Here is a 16,492-nt window from a genome sequence, read left to right as displayed (position 1 = left end):
CTCCGGTTTCCCCTTCGGTTTCCGCTTCCGTGCGCTCGATCCGCTCCCGGGCCTCCCTCGGCTCGATCGGCTCCATCGGTTCCATCGGCTCGCTGCTGTCGATCGGCTCCGTCGGGTCCGTGCTCTCCATCGGCTCCGTCGGCAGTGTGCTGTCCATCGGCTCGGCCGGGTCCGTGGTCAGCGCGTTCTCCGCCTGCTCCTGGCTGAGCGTCGGCTCGCTGTTGTCGGTGCGCTCCCGGTGGTCCGTACGGGGCCGGCGCCCGGGGCGGGGACGGGGACCGTCGCGGTGACCCGGGTGGTGACCCGGGCCGGGACCGTCCGTGGCCGAGCGGTGAAGCACGGGTCACGTACCGCCACCCGATCCGTACCATTTCGATACCGAAGCCCAGGTGAGCTGCGGGAATCCTCGCCGCCCGGGGCGCTCCCCCGGTAGGCTCCGGCCAGGGCGGGCCCGGCGGGGACTTGTCGGACGCGCCCCAGTCCTCCGGGCCTCCGTACGGGCGGCGCCGCGCCGCCCGTTCCGCGTTCCGGGGGCAGACCCCCGTGGGCCGTTCGGTGGGCTCCGCGGACTCGACACCGCGCGCCAGGGCAGTCGCGCGAACGGCGAAGGGCATCGCATTGGCGGATCGGCTCACCGGAGGAGACTCCTCGCTGCTGCGGCGGATCAACGCCGCGGTCACGCTACGGGCGCTGCGGACCGGCCACTCCGTGACCCTCACCCAACTCGTCGGCGAGACCGGGCTCTCCCGGCCCACCGTCGAGGGCGTCATCGAGGGCCTGGTCGACACCGGCCTGGTCGCCGAGGTCGAACAACCCCGGGAGGACGGCCAGTCCGGCACCGGCCGCCGCGGCCGCCCGGCCCGCTGGTTCCGCTTCCGGGCCGAGGCCGGACACATCCTCGGCATCGAGATCGGCGTCCACGACATCCGGGTCATCCTCGCCGACCTCACCGGCGAGGTGGTGGGCAGTCACTTCAAGCCCGTCGACGAGACCCTCGACGCCGAGGAACGGCTCACCGCCGTCCGCACCGCCGTCGCCGAAGTCCTCCGCAAGGCGGGCATCTCCCGCGACAACCTGTGGTCCGTCGGCATCGGCACCCCCGGCATCGTCGACCGCGAGGGCACCGTCCGGCTCGGCACCGCCATGCCCGGCTGGACCGGCCTCGACCTCGGCGCCCGGCTCCGGCGCTCCTTCCGCTGCCCCGTCCTGATCGAGAACGACGCCAACCTCGCCGCCATCGCCGAACACTGGCAGGGCGCCGCCGTCGGCGCCGACGACGTCGTCTTCGTCATGGCCGGCCTCAGCCCCGGCGCCGGCTCCCTCATCAACGGCAGGCTCCACCGCGGCTACGGCGGCGCCGCCGGCGAGATCGGCGCCCTCCACCTGCTCGGCCAGGAGGTCACCCCCGAGAGGCTGCTCTCCACCACCGGCAAGCCGCTCAACCCCCTGGACGAGGCCGCCGTCGCCCGGGTCCTGCGGCTCGCCCGCGAGGGCGACGAGGTCGCCAAGGTCGCCATGGACCGCTTCCTCACCCGACTGGTCCAGGGCGTCGCCGCCCTGGTCCTCGCCATCGACCCGCAACTGGTCGTCATCGGCGGCTGGGCCGCGGGCCTGGACGGCGTCCTGGAGCCGCTGCGCGAACGCCTCGCCCAATTCACTCTCCGCGCACCGGAGGTGGCCCTGGCCGCCCTCGGGTCGGAGGTCGTCTCCATGGGCGCCCTCCGGGTCGCCCTCGACCACGTCGAGGACCAGCTCTTCGCGGTCGACCCGCCGAGGGTCTGACGACGGCCGGTCGGCCGCTGGCGGAGCCGAGCGGGCGACATAGGCCCCCAACGGCCGCGACCCGGGCGCCAGTTCGGCGGCCGGGTCGCGGTCCGAGGGTGTCGGAGAGTGGTTCAGGAGGCGGTGCGGACCTCGGGGTTCGCGCCGACCGGGGTGACCTCGACCAGGCCGGCCTCGCCGAAGGTCAGCTTGCAGGTGTCCGCGCGGTAGGTGGCGACGGCGAGGGCCACCAGGCGGCCGGCGGCGGCGTACTGAGTGGTCATGACCAGCACCGGGGTGCCCGGGGGGCGCTCCAGCAGCAGGGCCTCGTCGGCCTCGGCGACACCGAGCTCCACGGCCCGGGACTCGCCGTCGACCTCCAGCCGCTCCAACTGGCGCAGCACCGAACGGGCGCGGTCGCTCTCGGCGCGGAAGCCGGGCAGGTGCGGCAGGGCGGACGCGGGGACGTGCAGCGACTCGGTGGCCATCGCGCGGCCCTCGACCAGGCGCACCCGGCGGACGGTGTGCACGGTGGCGCCCTCGGCGACGCCGAGGTTCTTGGCCAGCTGCGCGGAGGCAGGGGCGGTGGTGCAGTCCACCGTGCGCCAGGACTGGCTGCGGCCGGCACCGGGCCAGCCCTCCTCCTGCCGGTTCACCGGGACGCCGACCCGCGGGGCGGCGATCAGCGTGCCGATCCCCCGGCGGCGGACCAGGCGGCCCTCCAGCTCCAGCTGGTCCAGGGCCTGGCGCAGCGTGGCACGGGCCACACCGAAGCGGGCGGCGAGCTCGCGCTCGTTCGGGAGGACCTGGCCGGTGGAGAACTCCGAGTCGATGGCCCGCAGCAGCACCGTGCGCAGGTGCCAGTACTTCGGTTCCGGCACCGCCGAAAGCTGTCCTGTCGTCCCCACCGTGTCCTCCACCTGGTCTTGTCCGCCCTACGACGAGGAGGGCGGATCCCGGGCCCGCTGCCCGCTGTTGCGGCAGGTGGGAGAGCGGGCCTTTATCCGTCCTTCTTTATTAAAGGTCCTTGCAGTAAGTGACCCTAGGTGCTCCCTCCGGAGATGGTCAAGACCAATGGCACGGCTTGATGGGACCGTCGCGAACATTCATGCCACGTTCACGACAGCCCGCCCCGACCGGCCGCGCGCGGGCCGCGGCCGCGCGTCACGCTTCGGTGCGTGCGCGCCCAGTGGGTAGGCTGCCCGGGTGATCGTGGTGACGAGTGTGAACGTGAACGGAATCCGGGCGGCGGCCAAGAAGGGCTTCGTCGAATGGCTGGCCGGAACGGAGGCAGACGTGATCTGCCTCCAGGAGGTGCGCTCCGAGCCCGGGCAACTGCCCGTCGAACTGCGCGACCTGGACGGCTGGCACGCGGTCTGGGCCCCGTCGGTGGCCAAGGGCCGGGCCGGCGTGGCAATCCTCTCCCGCCGGGAGCCGCAGCGCAGCGTGATCGGATTCGGCTCGGAGGAATTCGACAATTCGGGCAGGTATGTCGAAATCGACCTCCCGGGCCTCACCGTCGCCAGCCTCTACCTGCCCTCCGGCGAGGTCGGCACCGAGCGCCAGGAGGAGAAGGAACGCTTCATGGCGGAGTTCCTCGTCCACTTGACCGCCCTGCGCAGCCGCGCCGCCGCCGACGGCCGCGAGGTCGTGGTCTGCGGCGACTGGAACATCGCCCACCGCCCCGAGGACCTCAAGAACTGGAAGGCCAACCAGAAGTCCGCCGGCTTCCTCCCCGAGGAACGCGCCTGGCTCTCCCGCGTCTACGACGAGGCCGGCTACGTCGACGTCGTCCGCGCCCTCCACCCCGACCGCACCGGCCCCTACTCCTGGTGGTCCTACCGCGGCCGCGCCTTCGACAACGACTCCGGCTGGCGCATCGACCTCCAGGTCGCCACCCCTGGCCTCGCCGCCCGCGCCACCGACGGCCGCGTGGAGCGCGCCGACACCCACGCCGAGCGCTGGTCCGACCACGCCCCGGTCACGGTGGCCTACGACTTGGACAACTGACCGGCACGCGGCCGCAATCCCGCCCAGCCGGTCCGTCGCGGCGCCCCTCCCCAGGGGCGCCGCAACCGTCCACCACCGGGACGGCCTTGTGCCACCAACTCGGGATCAACCGGGTTGGCTCCTCGTCTCCGTTGCCCAACCCCTCCTAGCCCGGCGAGACGTGAATCGCCACAGCGTCTTCACTAACGCGGGGGGGCGGCCCACTGCCCGCAGCCCTCATCCACCGCCCGACCTCCACGCGCGAGTACGCTTCGAGAGCGCAGGACACGGCACTGACAACTCGCCTCGGAGGATAGAGAGATGACGACAATGCGCCACCTCCCCTACGGGCTGCCATACGATCGAACTGAATCAACCCGCACCCTCTGACACCAATCGCCGCAGCTCAGCAAGCATCGGCCCCGCACTCGCGGGGGTTGCTCCGCCGCCGCGTTGCGGATCCTGCTCCGGGCCGGATCGGCCCCGCGCTCGCGGGGGTTGCTCCCACGCCACCCAGGGGAGTTCACCATATCGCTCGGGGCCGGCGGGGTCGGCTCAGCGGGCCGCGGGGACGAGGTGGTCGAGGCCCCGGGCGCTGCCCGTCGCGGCCTCGGTCGAGCGTGGCAGCATGACGCGCTCGTAGGCGCGGACGGCGTCGGCGACGCTGGATTCGGTGACGAGGGCGTGGGCGAGGTCGGCGCCGTCGAGCATGGCGAGGTTGGCGCCCAGCCCGACCGGGGGCATCAGGTGCGCGGCATCGCCGAGCAGCGTCACGCCGGGCACGTGCGCCCAGGTGTGCGGGGCGGGCAGCACGTGCAGGGGCCGGTTGACGAAGCCGTGGTCGCTGTCGCGCAGGATCCGCAGCAGACTCTCGTCCCAGCCGTCGAACATCTCCAACAGGTGCTCCTGCACGGCCCGTTGGTCGCCGAGGTCGAGTCCGGCGGCCGCGTGCCAGTCCTGCGGCTCGCGCAGCGCGAGGTAGCCGCGGATGTGACCGTTGCTGTTGCGCTGGGCGACCAGGGTCCGGCCGAGGCCCTTCGCCAGCAGCGATCCGTTGCCGACCAGCCGGGCGAGCTCGGGGTGGCGGGTGTCGCACTGGTCGAAGCCGGTCTCGACGAAGGTGACACCGGTGTAGTGGGGTACCGCGGGCGACAGGGCCGGGCGGACCCGTGACCAGGCGCCGTCGGCACCGACCACCAGGTCGAACTCCTCGGCCGTACCGTCACCCAGGACCAGCCGGCAGGTGCCGCCCGCCAGCGGGGTGACCCCGGTGACGGCACGGTCCCACCGCACCGTGCCCGGGGCGAGCGAGTCCAGCAGCAGGCCGCGCAGCTGGCCGCGGTCGATCTCCGGACGGCCCCCGCCTGCGGTCGGCCCTCGCTGCGTGAGGAGGGCACCGGTGGCATGGTCGAGCACGCGCCACTCGTCGCCCTCGGGGCGCGCGAGGGCATGGAACCGGTCGAGCAGGCCCGCCGACCGCAAGGCGGCCTGGCCGGTGTCGGCGTGCATGTCGAGGGTGCCGCCCTGCGGGCGGGCGTCGGCGTCGGCCTCGCGTTCGAACACCGTGACGGCGCGGCCGTGTTGCTGCAGGACCCGGGCGCAGGTCAAGCCGCCGAGGCCGGCGCCGACGATCGCGATGCGAGGGTCACGGGCAGAGGGCATGGGTGTGTCCTTCCGGTGGTGGGTGGGTCCCGGTGGTGGGTGGGTCGCCGGGTGGCCCGACACCACCAAGAAAGCACACTCGCTAAATAAGTGCAATGACTACACTTTCGGAGTGGATGCACTTCGGGCTATGGTGGTCGAGTGACCGAAGCGATGGGGCGCCGCGAGCGCAAGAAGGCCCAGACCCGCCAGGCCCTGGCCGACGCCGCACTCGAACTCTTCCTCGAGCGCGGCTACGACCAGGTCGGCGTCAAGGACGTCGCCGATGCCGCAGACGTCTCCGTGACCACCCTGTTCAAGCACTTCGCCGGCAAGGAGGCGCTGGTCTTCGACCAGGACGACGACCTGGAAGCGGCCCTCGTCGCGGCCGTGCGGGAGCGGCCCCCGGGCCGGTCGATCCCGCAGGCGCTGCGCGAGCACCTGCTGCTGCACCAGACCCGGTTCGCCGTCCACGCCGCCGACCCGCGGTTCGCCGACTTCACCCGCCTGGTACAGGAGACCCCCGCGCTGCGTGACTACTCCCAACGGATGTGGACCCGCCATGAAGCGGCCCTGGCGCGGGCCGTCGCGGAGGCCGTGGGCGCACCCGAGGACGACGTCAGCTGCGCCGCCCTGGCCCGGTTCGCCCTGGCGGCCCGCAGTCTGATCCTGCAGCACCCCGAACCGCGCCGGGCTGCCGACGAGGCGTTCGCCCTGCTCGAACAGGGCTGGGCAGCCTCCCATCCGAGCAACTGACCCGGTCTGCGATCTCCTCGAAGCCCGCCGGGCGGCGGTACCGGGGGGTCAGGTGGCGGGGGGTCAGGTACCCGGGGGGGTCAGGTGGCCGGGAGGTCAGGTGGCCGGGAGGTCAGGTGGCCGGGAGGCCGTTCGCCATCTCCCGGAAGCGGGCGGACGGGCGCATCATGCCGTTGTCGCCGACGTTCAGGTTCTCCAGCCAGCCGTCCCGGTACCAGAAGATCGACGAGGTCAGCGGCGCCGGATCGTTGGCCTGGAGTTGCTTCGACAGGTCGATCATGAAGCGGATCGCGTTCAGCGACGAGCCGCTGCGGATCGGCGCCGCGCAGAACGCGTTGCTCGTCGGCAGGGTGACCAGGGCGCCGTGGGGCAGTTCGACCCCGCCCAGGGCGTTCTCCAGCCGCAGGGCCTGGGCCGCGCCGGGCCACACGCCCATCCCGTTGACGGCATAGAGGACGTCGCCGTTCGTCGCATTGAAGGACTGCCGGTTGAGCTGCTCGGTGGTCAGATTGGCGAAGGCCCGTTCCCAGAGCTCGGCCCGGCTGAGGCTCCACTGGTCGGCGGCGTGCTCGGCTATCGACAGGGCCTCGGTCGTCCCGCCCCGCTTCCCGCCGTTCACGCACAGGACGACCGACAGCTCGTCGTCGATCTGCCGGGCCATGGGGTCGGGGCCCAGTGTGCGGGTCGGGGCGACCAGGAGCCGAAGCCGGTCCCGGACCTCGAAGACCGAGATCCCGGCCAGCGCCTTGCACGGGCCGTGCTCGTCGCACAGCGGCTTCGGTAGGTTCTTGCGACTTCCGAACAGCGGCATGGGTGGTTCCCCCGGGGGTCGTTGCGGTGGGTCGGACCAAGGCCCCAGCATCCCATCGGAGTTCGCCGACCGTCTCACGGATCGTCCGATTCCCGGAAACGCGCGGCCCGCCCAGCAGCCCGTCGTCGAAAGTCGATCAGAAGAACACCCCGCACCGCAGCAGCACGTTCGCGTACGGCCGGGCTTCCCCGGTCCGCACCACCAGGCGCGCCCCCGCACTCAGCTCCTTCAGCGTTTCGTGCGGTACGTAGGCCAGTTCGGCGAAGGAGCCGGCCAGCAGCCCGTCCGCGGCGGGGTTCGCCTCCCGTACCTCCTGCGCCGCGAGCGCCCCCTCGATCACCAACTCGTCGAGGAGCCCGGCCAGTACGTCCTCGAACGACGGGATCCCCGCCCGGAAGGCGAGGTCGACCACTCGGGGCCCGTCCGGAATCGGCATCCCCGCGTCACAGAGGAGCACCTGGTCGCCGTGCCCCAACTCGGCGACGGCGCCAGCGAGATGGCGATTCAGAATCCCGCCCTTCTTCACCGCGCCTCGACCTCCTCGGCGGTGGGGAAGGACTCCTGGGCCCCCCGCCGCGTCACGGCGACGGCGCCCACCCGGGCGGCGTACCCGGCGGCCTCCGCGAGCGAAGCGCCCGCGCCCAGCTTCCAGGCCAGTGCGGCCGTGAAGGAGTCGCCGGCACCCGTCGTGTCGACGGCGTCGACCTTCACCGACGCGACCCGTACGACCTCCTCCCCGGCGGAGGCGACCAACGCTCCCTCCGAGCCGAGCGTCACCACGACCGATCGGGGCCCGCTCGCGAGCAACTCCCGCACCCACGCGGCGGGATCGTCGCCCGAACGGGAGTCGCCGATGGTCCCGCCGCCCAGGATCACCCGGGCCTCGTGCTCATTGACGATCAGCGGGTCGCAGGCCGCCAGCACCTCGGCCGGCAGCGCCTGCGGCGGGGAGGGGTTCAACACGAACCGCGTGCCGGACGGCAGTTGCCGCACGACCTCCACGACCGACTCCAACGGGATCTCCAACTGCGTCGAGACCACCCGAGAGGCGCGGATCAGCGGCTCGGCGGCCCGGACGTCCTCCGGCGTGAGCCGCCCGTTCGCACCGGGCGACACCACGATGCTGTTGTCCCCCGACGGGTCGACGGTGATCAGCGCGACGCCGGTCGGGGCCCCGCCCACCAGGACGCCCTCCGTGTCGACCCCCGCGCTGCGCTGCGACTCCAGCAGCAGCCGCCCGTTCGCATCGTCCCCGACCCGCGCGAGCAGCGCTGTGCGCGCCCCGAGCCGCGCGGCGGCAACCGCCTGGTTGGCCCCCTTGCCGCCGGGATGGACGGCGAGGTCCGACCCGAGCACCGTCTCCCCGGCCCCGGGCCTGCGCTCGACACCGATCACGAGATCGACGTTGGCCGACCCCACGACCAGCACGTCGTAGTCGTACGTGAAACCCATGAAACTCCCCAATCAGGACATCCGAAACTCAGGAAATCCGAAACGAGGCGGCCGGAGCCCCGCTTCCGCGGGCACCCCGGCCACCCCGTTCCCCGTCTCAGCCGCTGAACCCGGCCACGGTCTCCTTGGTGACCACCTTCACCGGCACCTTGACGGTCTCCTCGACCTTCTCCCCCTTGATCGCCTTGACCGCGTTGTCCACGGCGATCTTCCCGAGCTGCGACGGCTGCTGGGCCACGGACGCGTACAGCGCCCCCTGCTCGACCGCCTTCAGCCCGTCGGGAGTTCCGTCGAAGCCGACGACCTGCACGGATTCGCCGGCCCTGGACCCGAGCGCCTTCACCGCGCCGAGCGCCATCTCGTCGTTGGCGGCGATGACGCCCTGGACGTCCGGGTGCGCCTGGAGCAGGTTCGACATGACGTCGAGCCCCTTGGTCCGGTCGAAGTCGGCCGGCTGCTGCGCGACGACCTCGATCCCCGGGTACGCCTCCAGCCCCTTGGCGAAGCCCTCGGCCCGCTCCCGCGCGGCGGAGGTACCGGCCAGCCCCTGGAGGATCACGATCTTCCCGCTGCCACCGAGCTTCTCGGCGACGGCCTTCGCCGCCTGCTCACCCCCGGCGACGTTGTCGGAGGCGACCAGTGCGTTCACATCGGCGTTGTTGACGCCGCGGTCGACGGCGATGACCGGGATCTTCGCCTTGCCCGCGGCCTGCACGGAGTTGCTCGCCGCGTCGGAGTCCACCGGGTTGACGACGATCGCCGCGAGCTTCGAACTGGTGAAGTTCTGCAGCTGGTTGGCCTGCTGCGAGGCGTCGTTCTGCGCGTCGGTGACGGTCAGGTCCACCCCCAGCAGCTTCGCCTCGGCCTGCGCACCCGACCGGATCTGCACGAAGAACGGGTTGTTGAGCGTGGAGAGCGAGAGGCCGACCTTCCGGGTGCCGGCCTTCGGATCGCCGTGCAGGAACGACGTCGCAGCCACGATCGCCACCGTCACGACAGCCGCGATCCCGTACGTGGCGGCCTGCTTGCCCCTTCCGCCGCCGGGCGCCCCGATCGCCGTGGGAGTGGCCCCGGCCTTGCGCCGCACCGTGTCGAGCAGCACCGCCAGGGCGATGACGACACCGATGACGACCTGCTGCCAGAACGCGGAGACGTTCAGCAGGTTCAGCCCGTTGCGCAGCACCGCGAGGATGAGCGCGCCGATCAGCGTCCCCGACGCCTTGCCGGTACCCCCGGCGAGGGAGGCGCCGCCGATGACGACGGAGGCGATGGCGTCCAGCTCGTACCCGGTGGCGGCCTGCGGCTGCGCGGAGGAGAGCCGGGAGGCCAGGACGACACCGGCGACCGCGGCGAACACCCCGGACAGCGCGTAGATCACGAGCTTCTGCCTGGGCACCCGCAGACCCGAGAGCCGGGCCGCCTCCTCGTTGCCGCCGATGGCGTACATCGAGCGGCCGATGTACGTACGGCCGAGGACGAACGCCGTGACGAGCCCCATGGCCACCATGACGAGCACCGGCACCGGCAGCCACCCCCCGAGCGTGTCACCCAGGTGGGAGACGGAGGCCGGGAACGCGATCGGCGATCCGTCCGAGATCACCAGTGCCAGGCCACGCCCCACCGACAGCATCGCGAGCGTCGCGATGAACGGCGGCAGCTTGCCGTACGAGACCAGGAAGCCGTTCACCAGGCCGGCGGCCACACCCGTCGCCAGTGCCAGCAGCACCGCGACGGCCACCGGCACTCCGTGCGCCGTGGCGCTCCACGCCAGTACGGTCGCCGACAGCGCGGCCACCGACCCGACCGACAGGTCGATGCCTGCCGAGACGATCACGAAGGTGACGCCGAAGGCGAGGACGGCGGTCACGGCCGCCTGGACGCCGACGTTGAGCAGGTTGTCGGTGGTGAGGAAGTCGCCCGACAGCGCCGACATGGCGATGACGAGGGCGATCAGCGCGGTCAGCGCGCCGTTGTCGAGCAGCAGACGGCGCAACGCCGCGGCGCCACCGGCGCCCGTACCGCTCTTGAGCGTTTCAGCGGCCACGGGGGGCCTCCAGTTCGGTAGTGGGATTGCTCACGGCCAGCGACATGACCGCGTCCTGCGTGGCCTCGTCGGCGGACAGCTCGCCGGCGATCCGGCCCTGGGCCATCACCAGCACCCGGTCGCTCATCCCGAGCACCTCGGGCAGATCGCTGGAGATCATGAGGACGGCGGCCCCGGCGGCCGTCAGCTCGTTGATGAGCTGGTAGATCTCGACCTTGGCGCCGACGTCGATGCCGCGCGTGGGCTCGTCGAGGATCAGCACCCTGGTGTCGGCGAGGAGCCACTTGCCGATGACGACCTTCTGCTGGTTGCCGCCGGACAGCGTGCGCACCTGCTGACCGAGCCCGGCCATCCGTACGCCGAGCTGCCCGGCGATCCGCGCCGCGGCGTCGTGCTGACCCCTGAGGTCGACGATTCCGGCCCTGGTGGCGGACTTGAGGGTGACGAGTCCGAGGTTCTCCTCGACCGACTGGTCGAGCACCAGCCCCTGGCCCTTGCGGTCCTCGGGCACCAGCCCGATTCCCGCGGTCATGGCGGCGCCGATGTCGTGCCGTTTCAGGGCAGCCCCGTCGACGCGGACCGTACCGCGGTCGTACGGGTCGGCCCCGAAGACGGCCCGGACCACCTCGGTACGACCCGCCCCGACCAGCCCCGCGACGCCGACGACCTCGCCGGCGCGCACCTCGAAGCTGACGTCGTGGAAGACACCGTCCCGGGACAGTCCCTCCACGGACAGCAGGGCGGCGCCCGGGACAGCCCGCTCGCGCGGGTACTGCTGCTCGATGGACCGGCCCACCATCAGCCGTACGAGCTCCTCCTCCGGTGTGGAGGCAGGCACCTGTCCGACCGACCTGCCGTCCCGGATGACCGTGACCCGGTCCCCGAGGGCGGCGATCTCCTCCAGATGGTGCGTGATGAAGACGATCCCGACGCCGTCCTCGCGCAGTCTGCGCACGATCACGAACAGCTTCTCGACCTCCTCGGAGGTCAGCACGGCGGTCGGCTCGTCCATGATCAGGACCCGCGCGTCCAGGCTCAGCGCCTTGGCGATCTCGACCATCTGCAGGCGTGCGATGCCCAGTTCGCGCACCCGCGCCCGGGGCGACACGCTGACGCCGACGCGCTCCAGCAGCTCCGAGGCGTCCGCCTCCATCCGCTTCCGGTCGATCACCCCGAACCGGCGCGGCTGGCGTCCCAGGAAGATGTTCTCGGCGACCGTCAGATCGGGGACGAGGTTGAACTCCTGGTAGATGGTGGCGATCCCGAGTCGCTCGGAGTCCTGCGCACCATGGATGCGGACCTCCTCACCGCCGACCAGGATGCGGCCCTCGTCGGGCGTGTGGGCACCGGAGAGCATCTTGATCAGGGTGCTCTTGCCCGCGCCGTTCTCACCGAGCAGCACATGGACCTCGCCCCGCCGCAGGTCGAAGTCGACGCGGTCCAGCGCGACCACCCCGGGGAAGGTCTTCCGAACGCCCTCGATGCGCAGCAACTCGTCCGCGTCGCTCACGACTGGCTCCTGTTCGTCACGGGGGTCTCGGTTACGGGGCTCTCGCCGCACGAGCGGCGGACGACGAGACGGGCGGGGAGCGTCACGGATCGCGGCGCCCGCCCCTCGATGCGGTCCACGAGCGCGCGCACGGCGGCCCGGCCCAGCTCGCCCGTGGGCTGGGCGATCGCGGTGATCGGCGGGTCGGTGTGCACGAACCAGGGGATGTCGTCGAACGCGGCGAGCGCGATGTCCTCCGGCACCCGCAGGCCACGGGCGCGGACGGCGTCCAGGGCGCCCAGCGCCATCAGGTTGTCCGCCGCGAACACGACCTGCGGGGGCTCGGCGAGGTCGAGGAAGCGCTCGGTCGCCCGCCGGCCGCTGGCGGCCTGGAAGTCACCCTGGCCGATGTACCGGTCCGGCAGGTCGAGGCCGCACTCCGCCAGCGCCTCGCGGAACGCCTCCACCCGCTCCTGCCCGGTCGTGGTGGCCGCCGGCCCGGCGATGATCGCCAGCCGCCGGTGCCCCAGCCGGTGCAGGTGCGCGACGAGATCCCGTACGGCACCCCGCCCGTCCGCCCGCACCACCGGCACGTCGACGCCGGGGATCCACCGGTCCACGAACACCATCGGTGTCCCGGCCCGGGCGGCGTCCAGCATGAGCGGCGACCCGCCGTCGGTGGGCGAGACCAGCAGCCCGTCGATACGGCGGTCCAGCAGCGTCCGTACGTGGTGGTCCTGCAGTTCCGGCCGCTCGTCGGCGTTCCCGATGATCACGCTGTACCCCAGCGCCCGCGCCTCTTCCTCCACGGACCGTGCGAGCTCGGTGAAGTACGGGTTCAGCACGTCGCTGATCACGAGGCCGAGCGTGTGGGTCTGATCGGTGCGCAGCGACCGCGCCACGGCGTTGGGCCGGTACCCGAGCGCTGCGACGGCGGCCAGCACCCGCGCCCGCGCGTCCGCACTCACCGAAGGATGCTCATTCAGGACACGCGAGACAGTGGCGACGGACACGCCTGCCTCGGCGGCGACGTCCTTGATGCTCGTCACAGCCGCCCCACCTCCTCGTGGAATCGATTACATCAACGCGTTCCGACGATTGGAATCGATTACATCCGCGCAGGGCAAGCCCTGGGCAGGTGGCTGAAACCTGATCGTGATGAACGCCGGCCGCTCGGGCAGCCACCCGCGACGGGAATCGGCGCGCAAGAGGCAGGCCCCGGGCCCCCCCGCCTGGGGCTTGCCCGTCATCCGCCGGCGGCGCCCGCGTTCACGCCGTCGACCGATCTATTGACACGCTAATTGTGAGCGTTAACACTCTTGCAACAAGCGGTCGCCGCACCAAGCCTCGCTGGGCGGCGACGTGCGCTTGTGCGAAGGACTACGGCCGCTGTACTCCCCCGCTTCCTTCTCCTGCACACGATGGAGTTCGCCATGCCGGCTCACCCCTTCAGCCGCCGTGCCGCGTTCAAGGCGACCGGCGTCGCGGCCGTGGCCGCAGCCGCCGGCCCCGCCCTCGGTCCCGGCCCCGCCCTCGGTCCCGTCTCCGCCCTCGGTCCCGGCCCCGCCCTCGGTCCCGTCTCCGCCGCGGCGCAGACGCCCCCGGTCAGGACCGACGTCGGAGTGTCGACGCTCCCGTTCGAGCTGGGTCAGGTCCGGCTCACCAGCAGCCGCTGGCTCGACAACCAGAACCGCACCCTGGCCTACCTCCGCTTCGTCGACGTCGACCGCCTGCTGTACAACTTCCGCGCCAACCACCGGCTCTCCACCAACGCCGCTGCCGCGAACGGTGGTTGGGACGACCCCGGGTTCCCCTTCCGCACCCACGTGCAGGGCCACTTCCTCTCGGCGTGGGCCCAGGCCGCCGCCGCGCTCGGGGACACCACCTGCCGGGACAAGGCCAACCGGATGGTGGCCGAACTCGCCAAGTGCCAGGCCAACAACGCCGCCGCGGGCTTCTCCGCCGGCTACCTCTCGGGCTTCCCCGAGGCCGACTTCGCCAGCCTCGAAGCGGGCAGACTGAGCAACGGCAACGTCCCGTACTACTGCGTCCACAAGACCATGGCCGGCCTGCTCGACGTGTGGCGCCTCCTGGACAACACCCAGGCCCGCGACGTGCTCCTCGCGCTCGCCGACTGGGTCGACCGCCGCACCGCAGCGCTCGGCTACGGCACGATGCAGTCGGTGCTGGGCACCGAGTTCGGCGGAATGAGCGAGGTGCTGGCCGATCTCTGCCAACAGACCGGTGACACGCGCTGGCTGACCACCGCTCAGCGCTTCGACCACGCCGCCGTCCTCGACCCGCTCGCCGCGAACCTGGACCAGCTCAACGGCCTTCACGCCAACACCCAGGTGCCCAAGTGGATCGGGGCCGTCCGCGCGTACAAGGCCACCGGGACGACCCGCTACCGCGACATCGCCGCCAACGCCTGGGCGATCACCACCGGCGCGCACACCTACGCCATCGGCGGCAACAGCCAGGCGGAGCACTTCCGGGCCGCGAACGCCATCTCCGGCTACCTCACCGACGACACCTGCGAGCTCTGCAACTCCTACAACATGCTCAAGCTGACCCGGGAGCTGTGGCAGCTGAGCCCGGACCAGGCCTCGTACTTCGACTTCTACGAGAAGACGCTGCTCAACCACGTCCTCGGCGCCCAGAACCCGGCCGACCCGCACGGCCACATCACGTACTTCAGCTCGCTCAACCCGGGCGGCCGCCGGGGCAAGGGCCCGGCCTGGGGCGGCGGCACCTGGAGCACCGACTACGGCACCTTCTGGTGCTGCCAGGGAACGGGCGTCGAGTCCAACACCAAGTTGATGGACTCCGTCTACTTCCACGACGGCACCACCCTCACGGTGAACCTGTTCCTCCCGTCCGTCCTGGACTGGACCCAGCGGGGCATCACGGTCACCCAGACCACCGCGTTCCCGGCCGAGGACACCACGACGCTCAAGGTCACCGGCAGTGTCGGCGGGACGTGGTCCCTGCGCGTGCGCATCCCCGGGTGGACCTCGGGCGCCGTCGTCAGCGTCAACGGCGTCGCGCAGAACACCGCGGCCACCCCGGGCACGTACGCCACCCTCACCCGGTCCTGGGTCTCCGGCGACACCGTCACCGTGAAGCTCCCCATGCGGGTGGCCCTCCAGGCCGCCAACGACAGCCCGGGGGTCGCGGCGGTCACCTACGGCCCCGCCGTCCTGGCCGGCAACTACGGCAGCACCGCGCTGTCCGCCCTCCCGGCCCTGGACCCCGCCACGATCACCCGGACCAGCAGCACCGCCCTCGCCTTCACGGCCACCGCCGACGGAGCGAGGGTCGACCTCGGCCCGTTCCACGACGCCCAGGGCTTCAACTACACCGTCTACTGGCGGACCGACAGCGCGAGCTTCCGTCTGGTCAACGCGGCCAGCGGACTCGTCCTCGGCATCCAGAACATGTCCACCGCCGACGGCGGCCTCGCCCTGCAGTGGCCCGACACCGGCACCGCCGACCACAACTGGGCCCTCGTCGTCGACGGCACCGCACTGCGGCTGCGCAACGCCAACAGCGGCAAGGTCCTCGGCGTGCAGGACATGTCCACCGCCGACAACGCCCCGATCCTCCAGTGGGCCGACACGGGCACCGCCGACCACCGGTGGACCGTGGTCGACGCCGGCAACGGCTACCACGAGCTCCGCAACGTCCACACCGGCAAGCTGCTCGGCATCGCCGGCGGCTCCACCGCCCAAGGCGCCGCCGCCGTACAGCTGCCCGACAGCGGTGCCGCCGCCGGCCAGTGGCAGTTCGCCCCCGTCGGCGCCCGGCGGATCCAGAACGTCGCGAGCGGACTCCTCCTCGGCATCCAGAACATGTCCACCGCCGACGGCGGCCTCGCCGTCCAGTGGGACGACAACGGCACCGCCGACCACCTCTGGACGGCCGCCCTCGACACCGACGGCTACCTGCGGCTGCGCAACGCCAACAGCGGCAAGGTCCTCGCCGCGGAGAACGGCGGCACCGCCAACGGCACCCGGATCGTCCAGTGGGCCGACAACGGCGCTGCCGACCACCGGTGGCGCCTGCGCCACAGCGGTGGCGACACCTTCCGGATCCAGTGCGCCGCCGGCGGCCGCGTCCTCGGCATCTCCGGTGCCTCCACCGCCTGGGGAGCGCAGGCCGTGCTCTGGGACGACAACGGCACCAGCGACCACCTGTGGCGGTTCGTCTGATCGGGCGTCGGGTTCCGCGCTCGCCGCAGGCCGATTGCAGCCGGATCCCGCGGCACCAGGGCGACTTGCACGCCCGGGCGGGGGACTTCGGGGAAGCCGGGGTGACGTACCGGGAGAGCCTCGGACACCTCGGTCCGCAGGACGGGACACGGCTGCGAGCGATCGCATCCTTCCGGCTCGCCAATCTGCTCAGCATGATGACCGATCGGACCGGTGACGCCCGACCGCTCTACGAGAAAGGCCCTGGAGATCAGCCGGAGTAGGGGAGCGGTAGCGTACGGCGCCCCCCAGCCCAGCCGCACGAGGCCGCGATCCCGCCAGCCGTCCGTCGTGGCGCC

Annotated in this window: 13 protein-coding genes; 5 read left to right on the top strand and 8 right to left on the bottom strand. The window is 72.0% G+C overall.

Going from position 1 to position 16,492, the window contains the following annotated elements:
• Window positions 1-29: 29 nt before the first annotated feature.
• Entirely contained in the window at window positions 30-290 is a 261-nt protein-coding gene (locus tag AB0F71_RS21240; protein WP_360236621.1) for a hypothetical protein, read from the top strand.
• A gap of 328 nt (window positions 291-618) precedes the next feature.
• The gene (locus AB0F71_RS21235) at window positions 619-1,782 is read left to right on the top strand and encodes an ROK family protein (protein WP_360236618.1); all 1,164 of its coding nucleotides are present in this window, start codon (window positions 619-621) and stop codon (window positions 1,780-1,782) included.
• A gap of 113 nt (window positions 1,783-1,895) precedes the next feature.
• On the opposite strand, the gene AB0F71_RS21230 is transcribed toward AB0F71_RS21235, so the two are convergent.
• Entirely contained in the window at window positions 1,896-2,669 is a 774-nt protein-coding gene (locus AB0F71_RS21230) for a GntR family transcriptional regulator (RefSeq protein WP_360236615.1), read from the bottom strand.
• A 298-nt stretch (window positions 2,670-2,967) separates the two neighbouring features.
• Between AB0F71_RS21230 and AB0F71_RS21225 the strand changes: the two genes are divergently transcribed.
• The gene (locus tag AB0F71_RS21225) at window positions 2,968-3,771 is read left to right on the top strand and encodes an exodeoxyribonuclease III (protein WP_360236612.1); all 804 of its coding nucleotides are present in this window, start codon (window positions 2,968-2,970) and stop codon (window positions 3,769-3,771) included.
• 534 nt (window positions 3,772-4,305) lie between these two features.
• Here AB0F71_RS21225 and AB0F71_RS21220 read toward each other — a convergent pair.
• Window positions 4,306-5,412 (bottom strand): NAD(P)/FAD-dependent oxidoreductase, encoded by a 1,107-nt coding sequence (locus tag AB0F71_RS21220; protein WP_360236609.1) that lies wholly within the window; start codon window positions 5,410-5,412, stop codon window positions 4,306-4,308.
• A 153-nt stretch (window positions 5,413-5,565) separates the two neighbouring features.
• Between AB0F71_RS21220 and AB0F71_RS21215 the strand changes: the two genes are divergently transcribed.
• Window positions 5,566-6,147: a helix-turn-helix domain-containing protein gene (locus AB0F71_RS21215; RefSeq protein WP_360236668.1), complete on the top strand. Its 582-nt coding sequence runs from the start codon at window positions 5,566-5,568 to the stop codon at window positions 6,145-6,147.
• Window positions 6,148-6,259: 112 nt separating this feature from the next.
• On the opposite strand, the gene AB0F71_RS21210 is transcribed toward AB0F71_RS21215, so the two are convergent.
• The 6 genes from AB0F71_RS21210 to AB0F71_RS21185 all read right to left on the bottom strand — a co-directional run bounded on the left by AB0F71_RS21210 (window position 6,260) and on the right by AB0F71_RS21185 (window position 12,992).
• Complete coding sequence (locus AB0F71_RS21210) at window positions 6,260-6,958, bottom strand: hypothetical protein (RefSeq protein ID WP_360236606.1); 699 nt, start codon at window positions 6,956-6,958, stop codon at window positions 6,260-6,262.
• 136 nt (window positions 6,959-7,094) lie between these two features.
• Window positions 7,095-7,484 carry a D-ribose pyranase gene (gene rbsD, locus AB0F71_RS21205; RefSeq protein ID WP_360236603.1) on the bottom strand — a complete coding sequence of 130 codons (390 nt, stop codon included), beginning with the start codon at window positions 7,482-7,484 and terminating at the stop codon, window positions 7,095-7,097.
• Window positions 7,481-8,410: a ribokinase gene (locus AB0F71_RS21200; RefSeq protein WP_360236600.1), complete on the bottom strand. Its 930-nt coding sequence runs from the start codon at window positions 8,408-8,410 to the stop codon at window positions 7,481-7,483. Before AB0F71_RS21200 ends, rbsD begins: the two co-directional genes overlap by 4 nt.
• 97 nt (window positions 8,411-8,507) lie before the next feature.
• A complete protein-coding gene (locus tag AB0F71_RS21195) occupies window positions 8,508-10,454 on the bottom strand; it encodes a substrate-binding domain-containing protein (RefSeq protein ID WP_360236597.1) in 1,947 nt (648 codons plus the stop codon).
• Window positions 10,444-11,964, bottom strand: coding sequence for a sugar ABC transporter ATP-binding protein (locus tag AB0F71_RS21190; protein ID WP_360236594.1), 1,521 nt, complete (start codon window positions 11,962-11,964; stop codon window positions 10,444-10,446). Before AB0F71_RS21190 ends, AB0F71_RS21195 begins: the two co-directional genes overlap by 11 nt.
• Window positions 11,961-12,992 (bottom strand): LacI family DNA-binding transcriptional regulator, encoded by a 1,032-nt coding sequence (locus AB0F71_RS21185; RefSeq protein ID WP_360236591.1) that lies wholly within the window; start codon window positions 12,990-12,992, stop codon window positions 11,961-11,963. Before AB0F71_RS21185 ends, AB0F71_RS21190 begins: the two co-directional genes overlap by 4 nt.
• A gap of 384 nt (window positions 12,993-13,376) precedes the next feature.
• On the opposite strand from AB0F71_RS21185, the gene AB0F71_RS21180 reads away from it, so the two are divergent.
• On the top strand, window positions 13,377-16,154 hold the full coding sequence (locus tag AB0F71_RS21180; RefSeq protein ID WP_360236588.1) for a beta-L-arabinofuranosidase domain-containing protein: 2,778 nt from the start codon (window positions 13,377-13,379) through the stop codon (window positions 16,152-16,154).
• The last annotated feature ends 338 nt before the right edge of the window (window positions 16,155-16,492 follow it).

The organism is Kitasatospora sp. NPDC028055 (assembly GCF_040637885.1).
Lineage (GTDB): Bacteria > Actinomycetota > Actinomycetes > Streptomycetales > Streptomycetaceae > Kitasatospora.
The sequence above is the reverse complement of the archived record's forward strand: the minus strand, read 5'-3'. Positions and strand labels throughout refer to the sequence as shown.

Coding starts and splice junctions, on each gene's coding strand:
- AB0F71_RS21220 (WP_360236609.1), bottom strand. CDS start 5,412: ATGCCCTCTGCCCGTGACCCTCGCATCGCGATCGTCGGCGCCGGCCTC.
- AB0F71_RS21215 (WP_360236668.1), top strand. CDS start 5,566: ATGGGGCGCCGCGAGCGCAAGAAGGCCCAGACCCGCCAGGCCCTGGCC.
- AB0F71_RS21210 (WP_360236606.1), bottom strand. CDS start 6,958: ATGCCGCTGTTCGGAAGTCGCAAGAACCTACCGAAGCCGCTGTGCGAC.
- AB0F71_RS21200 (WP_360236600.1), bottom strand. CDS start 8,410: ATGGGTTTCACGTACGACTACGACGTGCTGGTCGTGGGGTCGGCCAAC.
- AB0F71_RS21180 (WP_360236588.1), top strand. CDS start 13,377: ATGCCGGCTCACCCCTTCAGCCGCCGTGCCGCGTTCAAGGCGACCGGC.